The 17513-nt window shown below is 59.1% G+C and carries 13 protein-coding genes; 3 read left to right on the forward strand and 10 right to left on the reverse strand.

Annotated features, from left to right (window positions below):
- Positions 1–73 precede the first annotated feature (73 nt).
- Genes GC165_03375 through GC165_03385 form a run of 3 tightly spaced genes read right to left on the reverse strand, consistent with a single transcriptional unit; the run spans position 74 to position 6788 of the window.
- Positions 74–817, reverse strand: a complete 744-nt coding sequence (locus GC165_03375) for a vanomycin resistance protein VanB (GenBank protein MBI1331900.1) — start codon at positions 815–817, stop codon at positions 74–76.
- A complete protein-coding gene (locus GC165_03380) occupies positions 814–5460 on the reverse strand; it encodes a hypothetical protein (GenBank protein MBI1331901.1) in 4647 nt (1548 codons plus the stop codon). Before GC165_03380 ends, GC165_03375 begins: the two co-directional genes overlap by 4 nt.
- Positions 5457–6788: a hypothetical protein gene (locus tag GC165_03385; GenBank protein ID MBI1331902.1), complete on the reverse strand. Its 1332-nt coding sequence runs from the start codon at positions 6786–6788 to the stop codon at positions 5457–5459. The genes GC165_03380 and GC165_03385 overlap by 4 nt, the downstream gene beginning before the upstream one ends.
- Positions 6789–7173: 385 nt before the next feature.
- Here GC165_03385 and GC165_03390 point away from each other — a divergent pair, with 385 nt between their 5' ends.
- Both GC165_03390 and GC165_03395 read left to right on the forward strand, forming a co-directional pair.
- On the forward strand, positions 7174–7806 hold the full coding sequence (locus GC165_03390; GenBank protein ID MBI1331903.1) for a hypothetical protein: 633 nt from the start codon (positions 7174–7176) through the stop codon (positions 7804–7806).
- Complete coding sequence (locus GC165_03395; GenBank protein ID MBI1331904.1) at positions 7803–8126, forward strand: metalloregulator ArsR/SmtB family transcription factor; 324 nt, start codon at positions 7803–7805, stop codon at positions 8124–8126. The genes GC165_03390 and GC165_03395 overlap by 4 nt, the downstream gene beginning before the upstream one ends.
- Positions 8127–8505: 379 nt before the next feature.
- Here GC165_03395 and GC165_03400 read toward each other — a convergent pair whose 3' ends face one another.
- From GC165_03400 to GC165_03430, 7 genes are all read right to left on the reverse strand, one after another.
- Entirely contained in the window at positions 8506–9567 is a 1062-nt protein-coding gene (locus GC165_03400) for a CofH family radical SAM protein (GenBank protein ID MBI1331905.1), read from the reverse strand.
- A 243-nt stretch (positions 9568–9810) separates the two neighbouring features.
- Positions 9811–10602 (reverse strand): hypothetical protein, encoded by a 792-nt coding sequence (locus GC165_03405; GenBank protein ID MBI1331906.1) that lies wholly within the window; start codon positions 10600–10602, stop codon positions 9811–9813.
- 11 nt (positions 10603–10613) lie between these two features.
- Positions 10614–11876: a hypothetical protein gene (locus tag GC165_03410; protein ID MBI1331907.1), complete on the reverse strand. Its 1263-nt coding sequence runs from the start codon at positions 11874–11876 to the stop codon at positions 10614–10616.
- Between the two features lie 116 nt (positions 11877–11992).
- On the reverse strand, positions 11993–12901 hold the full coding sequence (locus GC165_03415; GenBank protein MBI1331908.1) for a hypothetical protein: 909 nt from the start codon (positions 12899–12901) through the stop codon (positions 11993–11995).
- 55 nt (positions 12902–12956) lie between these two features.
- Positions 12957–13718 carry a hypothetical protein gene (locus GC165_03420; GenBank protein MBI1331909.1) on the reverse strand — a complete coding sequence of 254 codons (762 nt, stop codon included), beginning with the start codon at positions 13716–13718 and terminating at the stop codon, positions 12957–12959.
- Positions 13715–14170 carry a cytidine deaminase gene (gene cdd, locus GC165_03425; GenBank protein MBI1331910.1) on the reverse strand — a complete coding sequence of 152 codons (456 nt, stop codon included), beginning with the start codon at positions 14168–14170 and terminating at the stop codon, positions 13715–13717. The genes GC165_03420 and cdd overlap by 4 nt, the downstream gene beginning before the upstream one ends.
- On the reverse strand, positions 14124–16463 hold the full coding sequence (locus GC165_03430) for an endonuclease MutS2 (protein MBI1331911.1): 2340 nt from the start codon (positions 16461–16463) through the stop codon (positions 14124–14126). Before GC165_03430 ends, cdd begins: the two co-directional genes overlap by 47 nt.
- Before the next feature lie 28 nt (positions 16464–16491).
- Here GC165_03430 and GC165_03435 point away from each other — a divergent pair, with 28 nt between their 5' ends.
- The gene (locus GC165_03435; protein MBI1331912.1) at positions 16492–17148 is read left to right on the forward strand and encodes a hypothetical protein; all 657 of its coding nucleotides are present in this window, start codon (positions 16492–16494) and stop codon (positions 17146–17148) included.
- The last annotated feature ends 365 nt before the right edge of the window (positions 17149–17513 follow it).

Below are 17513 nucleotides of genomic sequence, written 5' to 3' on the forward strand. Positions count from 1 at the left end.
AATGGTCGGGACGCCACCTCCCCTCCAGGGGCGGAGCGTGGTTAATTCCCTGTTAGAGCATAAATTCCTAAACCTAGTTCGAACGGGCTTTGATCTCGACTACCCGGTTCATCACAGGATAGGTGTCGTGGGAGACTTCTTCGCGGCGGTTGCCGGTGATGCGGAAGACTGAGACGTCCATTCCCTCTTTGCCCGAGTTTCGGATTCGTCGGCGGCCGGATTCGTCGCCGAATTGGAATGTGCGGGGGAGTTGGAGGCCATTGACCACGGAGACGACTTCGGGGCGAGGGCCATCGCGGTGGGCACCGACGATGCGGATCGCCAGTCGGGTGCCGACGATTTCGCCTTCGATTCGAACCGGGAAGGGGTAGGGGTTTTTGAACCGGAGGTCGATGTTGGTAAACGCGACGGCGGCATCGCGGCCGGGCGGGACGTAGGAGGGTTGGAACCGGTGTCGGTTGCGTTCTACGATCTGCATCCCTGAGAGCAGGGCGGCGTTGTAGAGCGTCGTGGACGTCTGGCAGACGCCGCCCCCCCAATCGTCGATGAGTTGTCCGTTGTAGCTAACGGGGGCTTTGCGGTAGCCCTGATCCCGCGAGAATGAGCCGACGCGCTGATTGAAGGAGAAGACCTCCCCGGGCTTGACGGTTGCGCCGACAAGACGACCAAGAGCGAGGCGGGCGTTATGCCGTTGGCTACCGGATCGCTCGGCGAGCGAGGTCGAGTAGGCGCCAATGGTTTCCTCGGTCGGTACGGCCTTGAGGGCGATGGCGCCACCGGCAAGGGCAACGACCACACCGAGGATTGCCCGCTTCACTTCGTCACCTCGATGAGTTGGTCGCCGGTTGAGGAGGACATCGACGGGTCGTACATGTTTTCGACCGTCGTCGGCAAGGCTCGGGTTGAGCCCGCCTGCTCGGCGCGGAGGGTGTAGGTGATCTTCTGCGTACCTTTATCGAGGTAGCGCGCGAAGTAGGCGAGGTGGTCATCGAGAACGACGGTGCGCGACCACCACCAGCCCCACTCTTCGCCGGCTCCTAGTTCTTCTCGCTCCTGGATACGGCAGGAGCTTGGGGTCGGTTCCTCGATCAGCACGTACTCGTACGGCTTATCGGCGGTGATCGTCAGTTCGACGCGCACGAGGTCGCCGGAATTGAACGACGTGATCGGGTCTTTGCTGGGCAGGAGCTTGAGCGTGCCGTTTTCGAGGGCGCGGGCCTCCAGCTTGTAGTATTTGCGCACGACCTTGAGACCCGGATCGGTCGATTCGGGCTGTAGATCTTTGGCGGCATCGAGGGTGCGAAGCTCGGCGGAGTAGTAGAGCGAGCCCGCTCCCTGTTTATCGATCTCCACCTTCACATCGCCGTTTCCAAGCTCGGATCGAGGGATGACGACGGTCCAAGTGGGGTCGCTAGGCACGGACGGATTGAGCGTCACGGTACGGATGGCTTTGCCATTGACGCGGACCGTGGCCGTCGTTTCGCCGCTCAGTTCCTTGGTTTGGGCGAGGTAGGCGGTGAGGCCGATCAGCGAGTAGGCGGTGTCGCGGGTGGACGACCACATGTCGCCGTTGCGCGTATCGCGCAGGTGGCGGACGATGCGGGGGATGATCGGATCGTTCGGACGAGCGTCGATGATGGCGACGAGCGCGAGCGCAGTCGGCTCCGATCCCCACGCGTCTTCTTCCGACGGCCAATAGGCGACATCGCGACCTTGGGCGACTTTCTCCAACTGGTTGAGGCAGGCGTCGGCGCGAGCACTTTGCCCGGCGGTGCGGTAGGCCATCGCGGCATTGGCGAGGGTTGCTGGACTCAGCTTCGTGATGTCTTCGTTTCTCAGGGCCGCAACAGCGTCTGTGATTCCGTGCCGCATCAGCGCGTAGGCGAGATAGAAGTGGTCGCGGACTCGGTCTTTGTCGGTGTCCTCCTTCAGCCACTTCAGCGCCCAATCGTAAGTTGGCTCTAGGTTGACGCTCGACACATCCTGCCCGGCACGCTTGGCGCGGTCGAGGCCATCGAGAACGAGGGCAGTCATGAACGGGTCGGAGTCGTCGTACTCCCACCAGCCAAAGCCGCCGTCAGAGTGGCGCATATTGTTGAGTCGAGCCAGCGAGTCTCGCACGATCTTGGGCAGGTCGTCGAGGTTGCTGGGCCGCGGAAGGCCGAGGTCGCGCACGGTTTTGTCGACGAGGACACTGGGCATGAAGCGGCTCATGGTTTGCTCGACGCACCCGTAGGGGAACCCGATCAGGTTGTCGAGGGACTGAACGAGGTCGCCCGCGAGCGTGGGGTTGAGGGAAATCTTCAGCGACCCGTACTTGGGATCGACGGTCGGCTTCATCGTGAGATCGAAACTGCCGGGGCCCTCGCCGGATTTGGCGGCGACCATCTTTCGACCATGCGGTTCGATGGGGAACGATTGGCGAACGCCGTCGTTGGGTCCACCATCGACCCACGCCTTGGCGGTGACGGCCGCTTCGCCGGGGCCAGCGGCGGCAATCTCGCATTCGATGGTTTGCGGGCGCCCGTTGGAAACGTGAACCTTTTTCGTGCCGCCATCGGTCAACGTGACGCCGGTGGCGCTGAGTTCGACATTGACGTCTTGGTCCTGGCCGGTATCGTTGGTGACGATTGCGGTCATCCGCTGGCGGTCGCCATCGACCAGGTACTGCGGAAGTTCCAGGCGAACCATCAAGTCCTTTCGAGCGCGGAACTTTTCGGTGTTCATCCCGACCTCGGTGGCGTCGGTAACGCCGACGGCGGTGACTCGCCATTCGGTCAGATTATCGGGCAGGACGACGGGCACGGTGACTTTGCCTTCGGGGCCGGTCCAGATAGACGGGTTCCACTGGGCGGTGTCGCGGAAGGTTTTGCGGAGTGGCACATTCGAGCTTCCCTTGTCGCCGCCATCGAGATAGATTTCGGGGAAGGAGAAGCTGGTCTGCACCTGGTTCGACCGGCTCGGATAGAAATCCGCCTTGAGATTGGTGGTGTCCTGGGCAATGTCATAGATGCCTTCGTCAACGACGCCCACGGACACTTCGGCCGGGGCCGGCTTGCCATCGGAGTTGAGGGTTTGGACGGTGACGTTGGCGGTATCCCCGGGTTTGTACACCTGTTTGTCGCTCGTGATCTGAATCTTGAGATCGCGGTCTTCGCGGTCAACTTTCAGCATCTTGGAGGCTTCGAAGTAGTCCTGGTCACGGATGTACGCGCCGGTGACATAGACGTTGGGCGCGTAGTCCTTGACGACCGGGAATTCGACCATGGTCGAAGGAGACGTGAGGGGAACGATGCGCTGAGAAAGGATGCCTGCGCCCTCGATGCAGACGAGGGCGGTTCCGCCCGCTTTGCTGGTTTCGATGAGGGCTCGGACGGTGTCGCCGGACTTGTAGGCTCGCTTGTCGAGCGTGATGCGAAGGCCCGCGTCGGACTCATTGTAATCGCTGGCGTTGCCGGTGACGTACGCCGAGGCGTCGGCTACGATCTTGTTTCCCCGATCATCGATGGATGTGCCCTGGAACGATAGGGATTCGCCTTTGGTGGCGGTTACGAGCAGATGGGCGGTGCCGTCAGCCCCAGTCGTGACCTGGCGCTTTTCGCGAGGGACGAAGACATAGGCGTTCTCGGTCCAGGCTTCGCGTCCGATTTCGATGGTGACCGTTCGGTTGGGTGCGGGCTTGTCGTGCTTGATGGCGTCGGTGGTTTGGACCAAGACATCGACCTGCTCGCCAGGCGCGACGATCGGGTTTTGCACGTCGAGCTCGAGGTTGTGGTCGCCACGGACGACGCTGACCTGGCCACTGCCGTCGAAGTACTTGGCGTCATCTTCGCTGACGGACGCGTCGATGCTGTAGGTGTAGTCGTTGGTGAGGACGACGGGATCGTCCTCGGCTCGCGTCGGGAATTGAATCTTCGCACGTCCGCTGGCGTCGGTGACGGCTTCGACTTCCTGCGAGTACTCACCTGCACCGCTGTTGTAGTTGTATTGCTCGCCGTCCTCGTCCTCGTATCGCCAGGCGGGGGATCGATAGATACGCGCCTTGACCTTGGCCCCCACGACGGGCCCGCCGAAGTAGTACTTGCAGTCGACAGTAGCCGAAGCCTGTTCGCCCATCGTGTAGAAATCCTTGTCGGATTTGACCTCGATGGAGAATTCGGGTTTACGGTAGGCGACGACGTTGGCGTACATCGAACTCGACTTTTTGCCAAATGCGGAAACCTCGATGGTGTAGCCGCCTGGCTTACCTTCTTTGCTCGTCGAGAACGAGCCGTGGAAGGTTCCGTGCGAGGAGATATCGAGGGTCTGTTTGGAAATCTGGGCTCCGTCGGGGTCGGTGACGACGACTTGAGCCTTGCCCACCCCGGGCAGGTCGTAGCCAGTCTTGGTCGCGCGACGGACGATGCCTTTGAACTGGACTTCGTCGCCCGGACGGTAGGCGGGCCGATCGCAATAGCCAGAGATTCGGATCGGGCTGTCGTTGTTGCGACCATCCCAGAAGCCGACTACGGCGATCGAATCGCCCTTGCGGCCGATAACGAGGGCGTCGCCCTGCGTGTGGACGGGAAGGTTGACGTTGGCGAGCCCGTCCTTGTCGGTCTTGCCAATTGAGTCGAGCTGCCCTTTGTCGTTCGAGAGGACTTCGACATCGGTGGCTGGTTGGCCGGATTCCAAATTGGCAGCAAAGCAGAGCATCTTGCCTTGGTACGACTTGGTGACGAGGGCGATGTAGGTGATGTTGAGGAAGGTGACGGCCTTCATTCCGCCCGCGCGGCAGATGACGAAGTACAGTCCGGCGCGCTGTTTGCCCAGCTTGACGCGCTGTGTGAACGAGCCTTCGGCGTCGGGGCTCTCGATCTTCTGCTTGACGGATTTGATGTGTTCAGATGCGTCGGTCAGCTTTTTGATGTCGGCTTCGCGGTTGCTGGAGAGGGGTGAAAGGACGTTGCGCAGGCTTCCCTTCTTGGCGATCTCGTCGAGCTTGATGCCGTAGATGTCGATTTGGATGCTGTCGGGAGAGGGGACGAAGCCGTTGATCTCGAACTTTGGTTCCTCATCGGGGGTGCAGACGCGCTGGCTGTTGTAGAGGTTGAGGCGCGGATTCTCTGGCTTGGCGATGATGTTGGAAACGGTCGTCTTCCCTTCTTCGATGGTGACGATGCGCTTTTCGAAATTGTGGACGTTGGCGTAACCCTCCAGATAGTACGATCCGGCGGCGACGTTGGAGAGGGTGAAATTGCCTTTGTCGTCGGTTTCGACGCCGCGAGTGCGGATGACTTCGTCGTCATCGACACTGGCCACGGGGACGAGGTCGATCACCATGTTCGGCAACGGCTTTCCGTTCTCCTTCATGGTCACGTTTCCCGAGACCTTTCCGACCGGAACCTCTTGGGTGACGCCGTAGGTGAGCATCAGCCCACAGAAAAAGACACCAACAACTAGACCGAGAATTCGTTTCATTTAGCTTCCTCTGCTTTGGGGGCTTTGGACAAGAGGGCGAGGATCAGGGCGGCGACGACGGCGGCGGATCCAGCGTAGAGGAAGAACTTCACTTTTTCGTCACGGGTGAGATCGCCCCAATCTTGGAACCAATCTAGGCAGACGGTGGTGGTAGCAGCGAGGCCCGGAGCCACCGCGAGGGGCACGAGATTCTTTTCCTTTCGTAGGGCTTGGCAAAGACCAGAGAGGCCGATGCCACCGACGAAACCAATCGAACCTTTTTCGCCGAGCATGACGGCGATGAAGGCCGGAGTGGCGATGATGAGAAGGGCCCAGAGGAAGCCGCGAAGGCCGCTCTTGAGGGGCTTTGAGTCGGTCCAATCCTGCGGAAGAAGCGGGACGATCGAACCGAGAAGAACGCCGAGGAGAGCGTAGTGCTGACCGATATCGAGGGAGCGGGAGATATCGGAGTCGACCTCTTTTAGGAAGCGATAGAAGACGATGCCAACCAGTGGTCCAACGGCCAAGAGTCCAGTGCGGTTGCCGGAGGCGGCGAGGATCGCGACCATTGCGCCGAGCGAGAGGGCCATGCCGGTGGCTTTGGCCATGCCGAAGGTAACGGTGGCAACGCTGATGGTGATGATGCCAGCGAGGGCGAGGCGGGTGGGATCGCTTTCCTCGTCGGGCACAACGAAGTGGATGACGAGGGCAGAAATGGAGGCGATGAGGACGGCGATGGCAAGTTTGGGTTCATCGAGCGACCGAGTGCCAAGGTACGCACCGATGGCGATGACGGTCGCGGTGAGGAACGGCTTGATGGCATTAGCTTTGTTCAGCAGGACCGAGCCGAGGATCGCGCCGACAAGGGCGGCGAGTCCAAGGATGGTTCCGAGAAGGGCGGCGGCGGGCTCGGGCGAATGGATCGCGCCGAGGAAGTCGGCGGCGACGCCGGTTGCCAACACAATCGACGCGAGGTAGCCACCCGGCTGTCCCATGGCGAGGGAGGCAAGAGCCGCGCCGACGAGCAGTGCAGTCTGCACCGAGGGAATCTGGGAGGCGTCGAGCAGGTGGGCGGCGGCAGCGGCAGATACGCCGAAACCGAGGGGGGCGAGCTTTCCACCGGTAGCGGAACCAGCGACTACGGCGATGGCCCCGACGACGAGACCGACATAAAGGCCGGTTCGGGAGTCATCGGGGCCGTATTTGGCGACGACTCCGGCGGCGAACCCTAACGCGAGGATGAGGCCGACCACGCGGCCCCAGTCAAGACGAGAAAACTCCTTGCCGTCAGCGACGAATTTGGCAAGGACCGACAACCCTACAGCGACGATCAGAAGCACAATGGCCATTTGGACACACTTACAGATCCAGTCCCCAATGGCGTGCGTTCCGTTATCTTAACGAAGGTCCGTCTTCCCAACTATTTCGGTCGGGGACAGGATTTCAATTCGTAAGACGAACGAGCCTTCGTCATCGGTTTGGAAATCTTTAACCCCAGTGAACAATCGCATGATACGACGGATTTTTGAATTCAATGCGAGAATATTGGGCTAGAGCTTCGCGGTCGTGAAATCTTTGATGTTGAGGGCAGTTATGGCTGTGTTGGTTGCATCGTATCGGGCCTTGCCCCGGCCGATTGGATGGAAATCGCCGTGACCACATCTATGTTCGGAAATGCGAAATAAGGATATATAAGTATTGACTTATATAAGTCCTCGTTTGTATCATGATGACATGCAGATCGACATCACGCAGTTTCTCGGCGACGCCACGCGGCGCATCACCTCGCAGACCTATGAGGGTCAGGACGTTCGGGTTCTGACGATCGAACGGGTGTATCCGACATCGCGGGACGACCTTTGGGATGCGCTCACCAACCCTGCGCGGATTCCGAATTGGTTCCTGCCGATTTCTGGCAATCTTGAGTTGGGTGGGCGGTACCAGTTCGAGGGCAATGCAGGTGGCGAAATCCTTGAATGCGATCCGGTGAACCGCTTCCGAGTTACGTGGGAGTTTGGCGGCCAGGTCAGTTGGGTGGTGATCACGTTGGCCACTGTGGACGACGAGACTAAACTAACATTGGAACATTCGGCGTGCGTGCCTGACGAGATGTGGAAGGAGTACGGTCCGGGAGCGGTCGGCATTGGCTGGGAATTCGGTTTGTATGGCCTAGCGAAGCACTTGATGACGGGTGGTATGGTGGCGGGCGCCGACGGCATGGCTTGGATGATGTCGGACGAGGGCAAGAGCTACACCCGGCAGACCAGCCAGTACTGGGCGGACGCCTCGATTGCCTTTGGGACGCCTCCCGACGAGGCGAATGCGGCGGCGGAGCGGACGACGAAGGCTTATACCGGCGAGGCATGAATGCCTTCGATGTGCTCGGCGACCCGGTTCGCCGTCGCATTTTGGAATTGCTGACCGGGGGCGAACTGGCTTCTGGCTCCATTGTCGAGGTGATTCAGGAGGAATTTGGGATCACTCAGGCAGCAGTCTCGCAACACCTTCGGGTGTTGCGGGATTCTGGGTTTGCGTCGGTGCGCCCGGACGGGGCAAAACGGCTGTATTGCATCGAGACGGAGCCTTTGAAGCAGGTTGACGAGTGGTTGGGTCGGTTTCGCGGATTTTGGGTGGCGCGTTTGGATGCGTTGGGTGAGGAGATTGCTCGGGGGAAGAAGGGCGGTTAGGGGGGCGTTCGTACTAGCGGGGTCGTCCCGATGCTCGGGACTCCTTGGACTTTTCTCTAGTTCAACTTTCCCGGGGTCTTCGGCCCCGAGCTAAGCTCTGTGACCACTTCGTGGTCGGTCACGCGATAGGGTCCCAAAGGCTAGGATTTTCGGGGCCAACAGAGATTTGGCTTTCTGTGAGCGAGACGCTCACAACTCCCAGGTGTTCGACCTCCATTGACCGCTTCGTCACTATGCTCGGGGGACTTCGCGACGCCTGCCCTCCAGTCTTAAGGCTTCTTCACCTCAATACTGGTGCTTTATCCCCTCCATCCCTGCACCCTTCCTCCCGGAGTGAGGAAGGGACTTTTTCTGCCTTGACAACCTCCGCGTGGGGCGACTAGCCAGCGGCGACGGGGATTCCGGCAAGGGGCTTTTTGGCGACAAAATCGCGCTTGATTTCGTTATAAAGCGAGTCGCGCTCGATCGGGATTCGGTCGACTTCTTCGATGAGGCGCACCATGTTTTGGCGCGTCAGAACCTGCTTCTTGTTGCCGAACTCGCCGTCTTTGTAGGTGATCTCGTACTCGTGGACGAAGCCGTCGGTGTCGTCGGCACCGTACCACAGCGCCATCTGGGTGACGGGCGCGGTGTTCATGATCCAAAAGCTCTTGATGTGCTCAAAATTGTCGAGCATAAGCCGGGTAACAGCGATGCCGCGAAGATCGGTTTCGGCGGTCGGCTTGGCGATGTGCTCGAGTTCGGTCTTCTCTGGGTGGAAGCTGAGCGGGGTCATCGTGAGGAAGTGACCGGTTTCGTCTTGCAGTTCGCGGAGTTGGATGAGGTGGTTGACGCGCTCCTCAAGGGTTTCGATGTGACCGTACAGCATGGTTGCGTACTGCTTGAGGCCGAGCTTGGCAGCGGCGCGGGCGACCTCCTTCCACTCGTCGCCGTCGATCTTACGGCCGAAAAGCTCTTGGTGGACACGGTCGGAGAGAATTTCGATGCCGCCTCCGGGGAGCGAGTCGAGTCCGGCTTCCATGAGATCGGCGAGGGCTCGCTCGACGCTGACTTTGCCTTGACGGGCGATCTCGGTGATCTCGACGGCGGTGAAGGCTTTGACGTGAACGCCGGGCAGGATTTCCTTACACGCGGCGACGAGGTCCATATAGTACTGATACGGCAGGCGCGGATTGATGCCGCCAACGATGTGGATCTCGGTTAGGTCGGCGTCGCGGTGCCACTGGAGGCGTTCTTTGACCTCGGGTATGGACATTTCGTAGGCGGCGGGGCCGCCCTTCTTGGCATAGAACGAGCAGAACTTGCAGAACTTGTTGCAGATGTTGGTGTAGTTGATGTGCTGGTTGGCGACGAAGTAGGTGTTGGCCCCGTGGCGTCGCTCGCGGATGATGTTGGCCATGTAGCCGACCGCGCTCAGGTTCTTGGTCTTATAGAGACGCATTCCGTCTTCGAAGCTCAGTCGGGTGCCGTTATCGACCTTTCGGTAGATGTCGATCAGCTCTTCTCCAACGATTCGTTCTGGTGCGATGCTCACAATTCGTTCCTTCGTTTATTCTACCGCCGAAGTTTCAGAGTTTCTTGAAAATATTGTTCGCTTCGTTAGGGCTCGCGCTTCGCGCTGAGCGTGGGCAAGGGCGGGAGAAAGAATGCTATAGGCCGACAGCTCAAGGCAGAAGGCTGAAAGCTAGTACAACCAACGCTTGCAGATGTCGTGGGAGAAGGCGATAACGGCGAGGTTGTGTGTGAGGTCGCCAGCCATGTAGCCGATCTGGGTTTGGTTGGCGAGTTTGTCGTGCTTATGCCAAAAGTCTCGGATCGCGATGTCCTCGGCATCCATTAGCTGGCGAATGTACTCGCGGGCGTCGCTTCGGCCGAATTCCATCAGGAGCCACTCGACGGCGGTAGCATGGTCGAACATTGGAGCTTCGCCATCGAAGACCGCGCGACGGAGTTGGTTGGGCGAGGCCAGCAGTTCGAGGTACGGCAGGAGGTCGTTGCGGAACGACGTGGTGATCTCAGCGAGGGCGTCTTCGGTCGCGACATTCCAGATGTCGTGGGTCGGCGGATTCTGGACCAAGCCGATGTTGCCAGACACGAGCGATACGGGCGGGCGTCCGGCGGTTGGCCAATAGCGCTCACGGATCGGTCTCAGTCCTTCATGGCATACGTGGATGTTCATCGAAATGGGCAGGTATGCCCCACGCACCGAATTGGGTCCGAGGCGGACCAGCACTTCTTCGATGACGGCACCTGTGCGGCGCTCGATGAGGGGGAGACCGCCGTTGCGGAACAGGCGAAAATCGAATCGCTGGAGATATCCGGCGAGGAAGTGGACGGCTCCATGGAACGTAGATTGGACTTCAAGCGAGCCAGGCTCGCCAAGATCGCGCACGAAAGCGGGCACATCGACAGGCGTATGCCAGACTTCATCCCACTCTCGATGGGTTTTGAATCGTCGCTGCACTACGCCAAACATGGTAGGGACTCCTAGCTGCCTTGGGCGGCGGCTTCGGGCATTTTGAAGTGATCGAGACTCTTCTTTCGACGCCAGATCGTGGCCCATGTGTCGTGGACGCACACTCGATCGGCCCCGATGGAGGAGGCCCCGCCGGTAATCGCCCCACTGGCGGCGTCGCTGACGGCCACGCCGCCGACCGGACATTCCTTCTGCAGGTGGGCGGCAATGTCGATAACCGAAGCGAAGTTGATCGACGTCATGTTGCCCGCCTCGGGAGCCACCACTTGACCGGAGTGGATGCCCGCCCGCAACTGGAGCGGTTGGTCGAGCTTGTTGCGGAAAGCGTTGAACTCCACAAGGCCGGTCTGAATCTGTCGCGCCGCATTGAAGGCATTCTGAGGGTGTTCGAATGCAACGGTTATGCCATCACCCGCGGTGGAGTGGATTTTCCCAAAGTGCTTTTCGGCGATGCGCTCGACAAAGTTATGGTACTCGGTGAAGGTGAACTCGACGGCAAGAGGATCGGCATCCAGCTTCATCCTCGTCGAACCCACGACGTCGAGGCTGAGGAAGGTCGCAGCTTGTTGGCCCTCGCGAAGCTGTTCTTGGAGGTCAACCAACTGTTTGAGCAGGGTTTGGCGTGCCTTGTTGCGGTTGCGGGTGGCGTCACCCTTTTTGGTTGACGAGAAGATACTGTGCACCAAGGCACCCGCCAGAGCCCCACCGAGAGTCGTTAGGAAAATGACAGGGGGCGGGAACCAGATCTTGGGGATCATCATCACCATGGCGAACAGACTGCTGAGCAGGTAGGCCATGCCGCCGAAGATTCCACCGGTGATGGCTGCCGACCGGCCACTCTTTGCCGTCGCGGCGATGTAGGTAGCGGCAAGCCCGACCAAGCATGCGATCGTTTGAAAAACGCTGTAGTTCGACCGAAGGTAAATCGACGTCAGGCCATCGAGCTTGAATCCTCCAGTTAAACAGAGGGCAAAGAAGGTGCCGAGGATGCTGGAACTGACGTAGCGCCGCATGTCGCTATCAAGCGAGAAGAACTGGGTGCGAACGCGATCGAAGAAGTTTTTGCCGGACCGGCTGATCTGATCCTGCTCGAGGAAGCGGATGTATTCCTCAGAGACGCCGGTGGCTTCGGAAATGGCGAAGTATTCGTCGGTTTCGAGGGCTTCACCTTTTACTTCGCGTAAACGGTCGGCAAGCTGCAAGGCTTGCAGGACCATGGGATCACGCATCATCTCGCGAGCATCAGCCCGTTCTAGCGAACGCGATTCTCCCATGTTAGAATTGTACTCCCGGTAACCCCTCGTGCTGGCGGCGCGTCATGGTTTCGCAAAAAAATACGGAATCGTATCCCTGATACGATTCCGTATGTTGCTTTGGACTTAATGTGAAGCTACGGGACGCTACAACCTTCCGGCAACGTGTTCACGTCGATCGGATTGTTGAAGTCGTCAACATCACCCAGCGGAGCGACGATAACCGGCTTCTGCAGGTAGTAATCGGTGTTCGCGTAGGACGACGACGAAAGGAGCGGGAGGCACGGTCGGTTGATGCCCGACTCTCGCCACTGCATACCCGTCTGATCGAAGGCCACAGCAATCGGAATATCGTTCGAATTTCGATTGCTGAGATAGTTCGGGATCGTCGTCTGGATCGGAAGGGTCGAATCGAATCGGAAAATTCGATAGTAGCCATCCGGCAGCGTGTCGTTCACGATCTGGAATCGAGCGACGGTATTCGGCATGGCGGCGCGGAAGGAGCCGTCGTAGGACGTGGTAGCCGGGCCAAGATAGTTGCCGTTCACGTCGTAGAAGTACAGCGTGACGCCCTGGATCGGGAGGTGAGTCACTCGATCGAGAAGCGAGCCGATGATGCGGATCTGTCGGGGTCGAACGGCGTATGACGTGGAGATGTCGGTGCCGTTGTAGCGAGCGGTGATGACTTGAGACGTGTCCGTCTGTCGGCTGGATGCGACAAAGACTCCGGTGTTCTGAGAAACCGTTCCAAAGGTCTTGGTCGTGTCGGTGCTTCGCCAGAAGTCGGGGGTGACGACCTTTCGAGCGCCGGAGGCCGTGATGCCCACGAGTTCAAACTGAACCTGCTCGCCGGTTCGGATGTTCATCGGATCGCCGTAGATTGGCAAACCAAGATTCGGGAAGTACCCGTCCGAGTAGATCATTTCGATATGAGGCGTACCCACGATCGGGTCTGTCGCCCCTCCGGTAACCGCCGTTCCATTACCTGCGCAACCGGTCAAGTAGAGTCCAAACGCAAGCGCACCAAGCATCCGCAATTGCTTCATCGCGCCTTATTATGCCAAGAAAAAGCCGGTTTGTGTACTAGGAATTGCGACTTTTTTAGCTACAGCCGTCCGGTGGAGGAGGTGGCGAGGTGTCGAAAGTCGAATAAAAGACTACATCCGTCGACATAGAAGTCGTTTGACCGAGGGTGAATGTCGGCAGAGGAGCGAAACATCCGTTCACGGTGGTGGCATAGTCTTTTCCGGCAAAGGAGAACTGGCGAACGTAGTAATCGCTCGGGAAAGCTGTGGTGAAGGCGACCGCAGTTGTCGGCACGCTCATGCGAATGGTGCCGTCCGCGCCGACCAAACCGGTCGCGACGACGGTGCCCGACGAATTGAGGGCTTGAATCTGAACGTTGGGGGTCGGGTTGCCGTTGGTGAGGCGTCCGTGGCCGACCATGATGGCCTCGGGGGCGACAACGCGCACCGACGAGGTGTAGTTAATGGATTCGAAGGTGGCCTTCGCCGTCCCAAAGAAGCCGGTCGGAGTCGAGTTGGCGGAGAAGAGACCGTCGCTGGCGAGGGTACCGCCAGGGGTGCCGGTTAGAGTCCATGCGCCAGACGGCAGGACAATCCTTGGCTGACCAATTGTTCCTTCGTCGATTCCGGTCAATCGGAATCGAACCTGTTCGTTGACAAAGATGTTGCTGGGGTCGACCACTGTCGAGGTGCCCTCGACGATCGCTTCCAAGCGGATGCTGGTGATAGGTCCGACATAACCGGTCGTACCGCCTCCTCCGCCGCCACCGCCGCAAGCGCTGAGCACGATGATGAGGAGGGCGAACAAGACGCCGGCGACAACTCTGTGGTTCTTCATAGATTCGCTTTTTTTGAGACGAGATCGCTTCGCCAAAGGTAGGGTGCGAGCTCGTGCAAAGACCTGGTTAAGAATCCGCCTTTAGATGGTACGACAATTTGGCAGGATTTTGGATTAGGAGCGAATTCATTTATGGCCTGAAGGCATATTCCGCATGGGTAGCCCTCGTCTTTGGTCACGACTGCGATGGCAACAATTTCGGTGTCGCCGCCCATGACCATCGCGCCAATGGCGGTTCGCTCGGCGCACATGGTGTCGCCATAAGAAGCGTTTTCGATGTTTGCCCCAACATAAGTTTTGCCCGAAGCGGCGAGGATGGCAGCACCGACCTTGTAGCCTGAGTAGGGGGCGTAGGCCTGGCTTTGGGCCTCGCGGGCCAGTTCAAGAAGATTGGTCGCGGCTTCGTTACTTAAAGTTGACAATGGTGACTCCCTGGCCGCCTTCGGTGGCATCGCCGTCGCGGTATGACTTTACGTCTTTGTGCTTGCGCAAGTAGTCCTGCGTGATCTGACGCAGGATACCTTCGCCTTTGCCGTGGACCACACGGACGAACGGCACGTTGCCGAGGATGGCGTCATCGATAAATTGCTCCAGCTCTTGAAGCGCGTCTTCGGCGCGTTTGTTTCGCAGAGTGATTTCAGTCCTGGCGTTGAGGGTTTTGGCGAGGTTGACTCGCTGGCGTCCGGCGGTCGGCGGCTTGTTGCCGAGGTTCGTCGGCAGGAGCTTTCGGACGTCGATCTTCATCTTCATCACGCCGAGTTGGACCATCACTTCCTTGCCGGTGGCGTCTTCGAGCAGGGTTCCGTTTTGTTGCATGCCAAGGACCTGCACAATGTCGCCTTTGCGGAGAACATGCTTCTGGGGAGCTTCTTGGGCCTTTTCCTGGTTCCGGAATTGGCTGGAAACACCACGACCGAGTTCATCGAGGGCCCGCAGGTCCTGGCGGGCCTTTTGGATAGTGTCCGTCTTGACGCCCTGCTTCTTGAGGTTCTCGATGATGTCTTCGCTTTGAATACGAATCTCGCGGAGGGTGCTTTCTATGGCGTCGTGGGCCCGCTCATTGGCACGCTTGCGGACGTCCTCGGCTTCTCTGAGCTTGCGTTCGGCTTTGGCTTCGAGCTCGCGGAGTTCGGCGATACGTCGGTCAGCTTCACTTTGGGCGACCCGCGCCTGCTTTTGGGCGTTTTCGAGGTTTTGGAGCATCTCGGCGACGTCCTTGTGCTGTTCGCTGAGACAGGCGTCGGCGCGGACAACGACGCGTTTGTCGATGCCGTACCGTTCGGCGATCTTGAGAGCCTGGCTGGCACCAGCGGCACCGAGAATGAGGCGGTAGGTCGGCTTCAGCGATTTGGAATCGAACTCCATTGAGGCATTACGAAAGCCTTCGGCGGAGAAAGCGAAGGCTTTGAGCTCACCATAGTGGGTGCTGGCGAGGACGGCCGCGCCGCCTTCGTGGAATTCGAGGAGGAAAGCCTGGGCGAGGGCCGCGCCTTCGGCGGGGTCGGTACCAGCACCGACTTCGTCGAGCAAGACCAGTGCGCCGGGCTGGAGGTTATTGAGAGCGGAGGCGATGTTTTTGAGGTGGGCGCTGAAGGTGGACAGCGACTGTTCGAGACTTTGTTCGTCGCCGATATCGGCCCATAGCTGGGTGAACGCGCCGAAGCGGCAGTGGTAGGCGGGCGGGAGCATGCCGCACTGGAGCATGGCCACGAAGAGGCCGATGGTCTTGATGGCGACGGTTTTGCCGCCGGTGTTGGGACCCGTGATGACGACCGATGAGCCCGCGGCAACTTCCAAATCGAGCGGAACTGCCGTTTCTCGGTCAAGGAGTGGGTGGCGGCCGCCTTTGATTTCGATGAAGGCGCCTTTGGCACGAATTGGCACGCCAGCACGCATCTCGGCCCCAAGTCGAGCCTTGCCGAAGATGAGATCGAGGTGTCCCAGTTGGGTTACCGACGAGACGATTTCGTCGGCGATTCGTCCGACTTTCGAACTTAAAACCTTAAGAATTCGCTTCTCTTCCTCGGCTTCTTGAGCTTCTACCTGCCGGGCGGCGTTAGCGGCATTCAGGACATCTTCGGGTTCCAGAAAAACGGTCGAGCCGGTGGCGCTGGTGTCGTGGACGATGCCCTTGATTTTGCCCTTGTGGTCGGCTTTGAGGGGAATGACGTAGCGACCATCACGAATGGTGTAGATGGGGTCGCTGAGGTAGTCACGAAAGCGACCGGTCGTGTACGCCTGGATGCGCTCGACGATGCGGGCTTGGGCGGCGCGCTTTTTGACACGAAGGTCGGCGAGTGTGGGGGACGCTTCGTCGCGCACGGTTCCGTCGCCGTCGAGGCTGTAAAGCAGTTCACCTTCGAGTTTGACATCGGGCCAGAGTCCAGTGGCGAAAGTCGTCAGGTGAGCGGTTTCGGTGGCGTCGAGGTAGCTCTTGAACGCGTTGGTGGCGGAGAGGGCGACGCCGATTCGGTGGAGGTGGTCGCCGGGAATGAGACCGCCTTTGGCAGCGAGCTTGGCCGAGTTTCGGACGTCGTAGACGCCGGCGAGGGAAGGGGGCGGCGAGGTGCCGAGGAGGTCAAAGGCCTCAAGCGTTTGGTCGAGGAGCCCCCAAACGGATTCCTCGTCGAATTCGGGCAGGATCGACTCGGCGGCGGTTCGGCCCATCTCGGTTTGGCAGCACGCGACCAAACGATCTCGGATCGTTTGGAATTCCAGTATTCGGAGCGCGCGTACCTCTCGCATTTCCTACTCGTTAAGTATGATAGAGATTATGATTTCCGTTGCCGCTGCCCTCGTGCTTTCGAACCTGCGCGTGCCTGCCGACACCGTCTCTTTGACGGCAGATCAGGACGTCTGGGTCTATGCTCACTCGTCGGATGCGGCGGGCGAGCCTTACTTAATGGCGTGGGGTGTCGGCGGGAAAGCGATTGCGGATAACCCCGACGACGCGGAAAGTTGCAGCTACAGCTATCTCCGGTTCAGCTTGGACCAGATTCCGGCCGGAAAAAAGCTTGTGGGCGCAACCATGATATTGAAGCCGATGGGAAGCCCGGAAATCAATCCTGCGGCGAAAGATTGGCCCCTTGAGGTTCGACCTTTGAAGGGGACGTTTACGGAGCGTGAATGGTCTTATGACGTGGCTTCGACCGTGGTGCCGATGCCGGAAATATTCGGAACGGGCATCATTGGGGCGGTTTCAGGTTCGGCCGATGCGAAGGATTTAGAGATTCGGGTCGATTTGATGGGCAAGACGTCGAAGTTCGGCGACGCTTTTGCGGCGGCGGCAAAGGATAAGAAGCCGATGTACTTTGCTTTGACGAGCAAATATGATCCTTCGAACCAAGGGCGTTCGGGAGTTTATCGGCTGTATTCGAGAGACAACAAGGACGAGAGCGTGCGTCCGAAGTTAGTTTTGACTTTCGAATAAGTCGTTTGGGGCCCCTCTGCCTTTTCAGTTCTTCCTTTTCGATGGAGTTCTAGCCATCCACCCCGCCGCTTCGCGTCACCCCTCCCATCTTTGGAGGGGAAATGTGCTGAACACCTCGCTTTCCTGACGTCCGAAATCGTGCGGCCCAATGGACCTTTTGGGGCAAGAATTGGCTGTGCGGGCGAGACGCTCATAGCTCCCAGTCGTCCCACCTCCTCAAACAACTCTTTACGATCACTCATTTGGTGCGCGAGTTTTGTCGCTTAAAGTCTGTTAGCTAGAACCAAAGGCGCGCATACTGCTTAGCGAGTAACCTGTCGAGTCGAAGTACCATGCTTAGAAATGGCAACTTGTTGGAGCGGTTT

The organism is Armatimonadota bacterium (assembly GCA_016125185.1).
Taxonomy (GTDB): domain Bacteria; phylum Armatimonadota; class Fimbriimonadia; order Fimbriimonadales; family Fimbriimonadaceae; genus Fimbriimonas.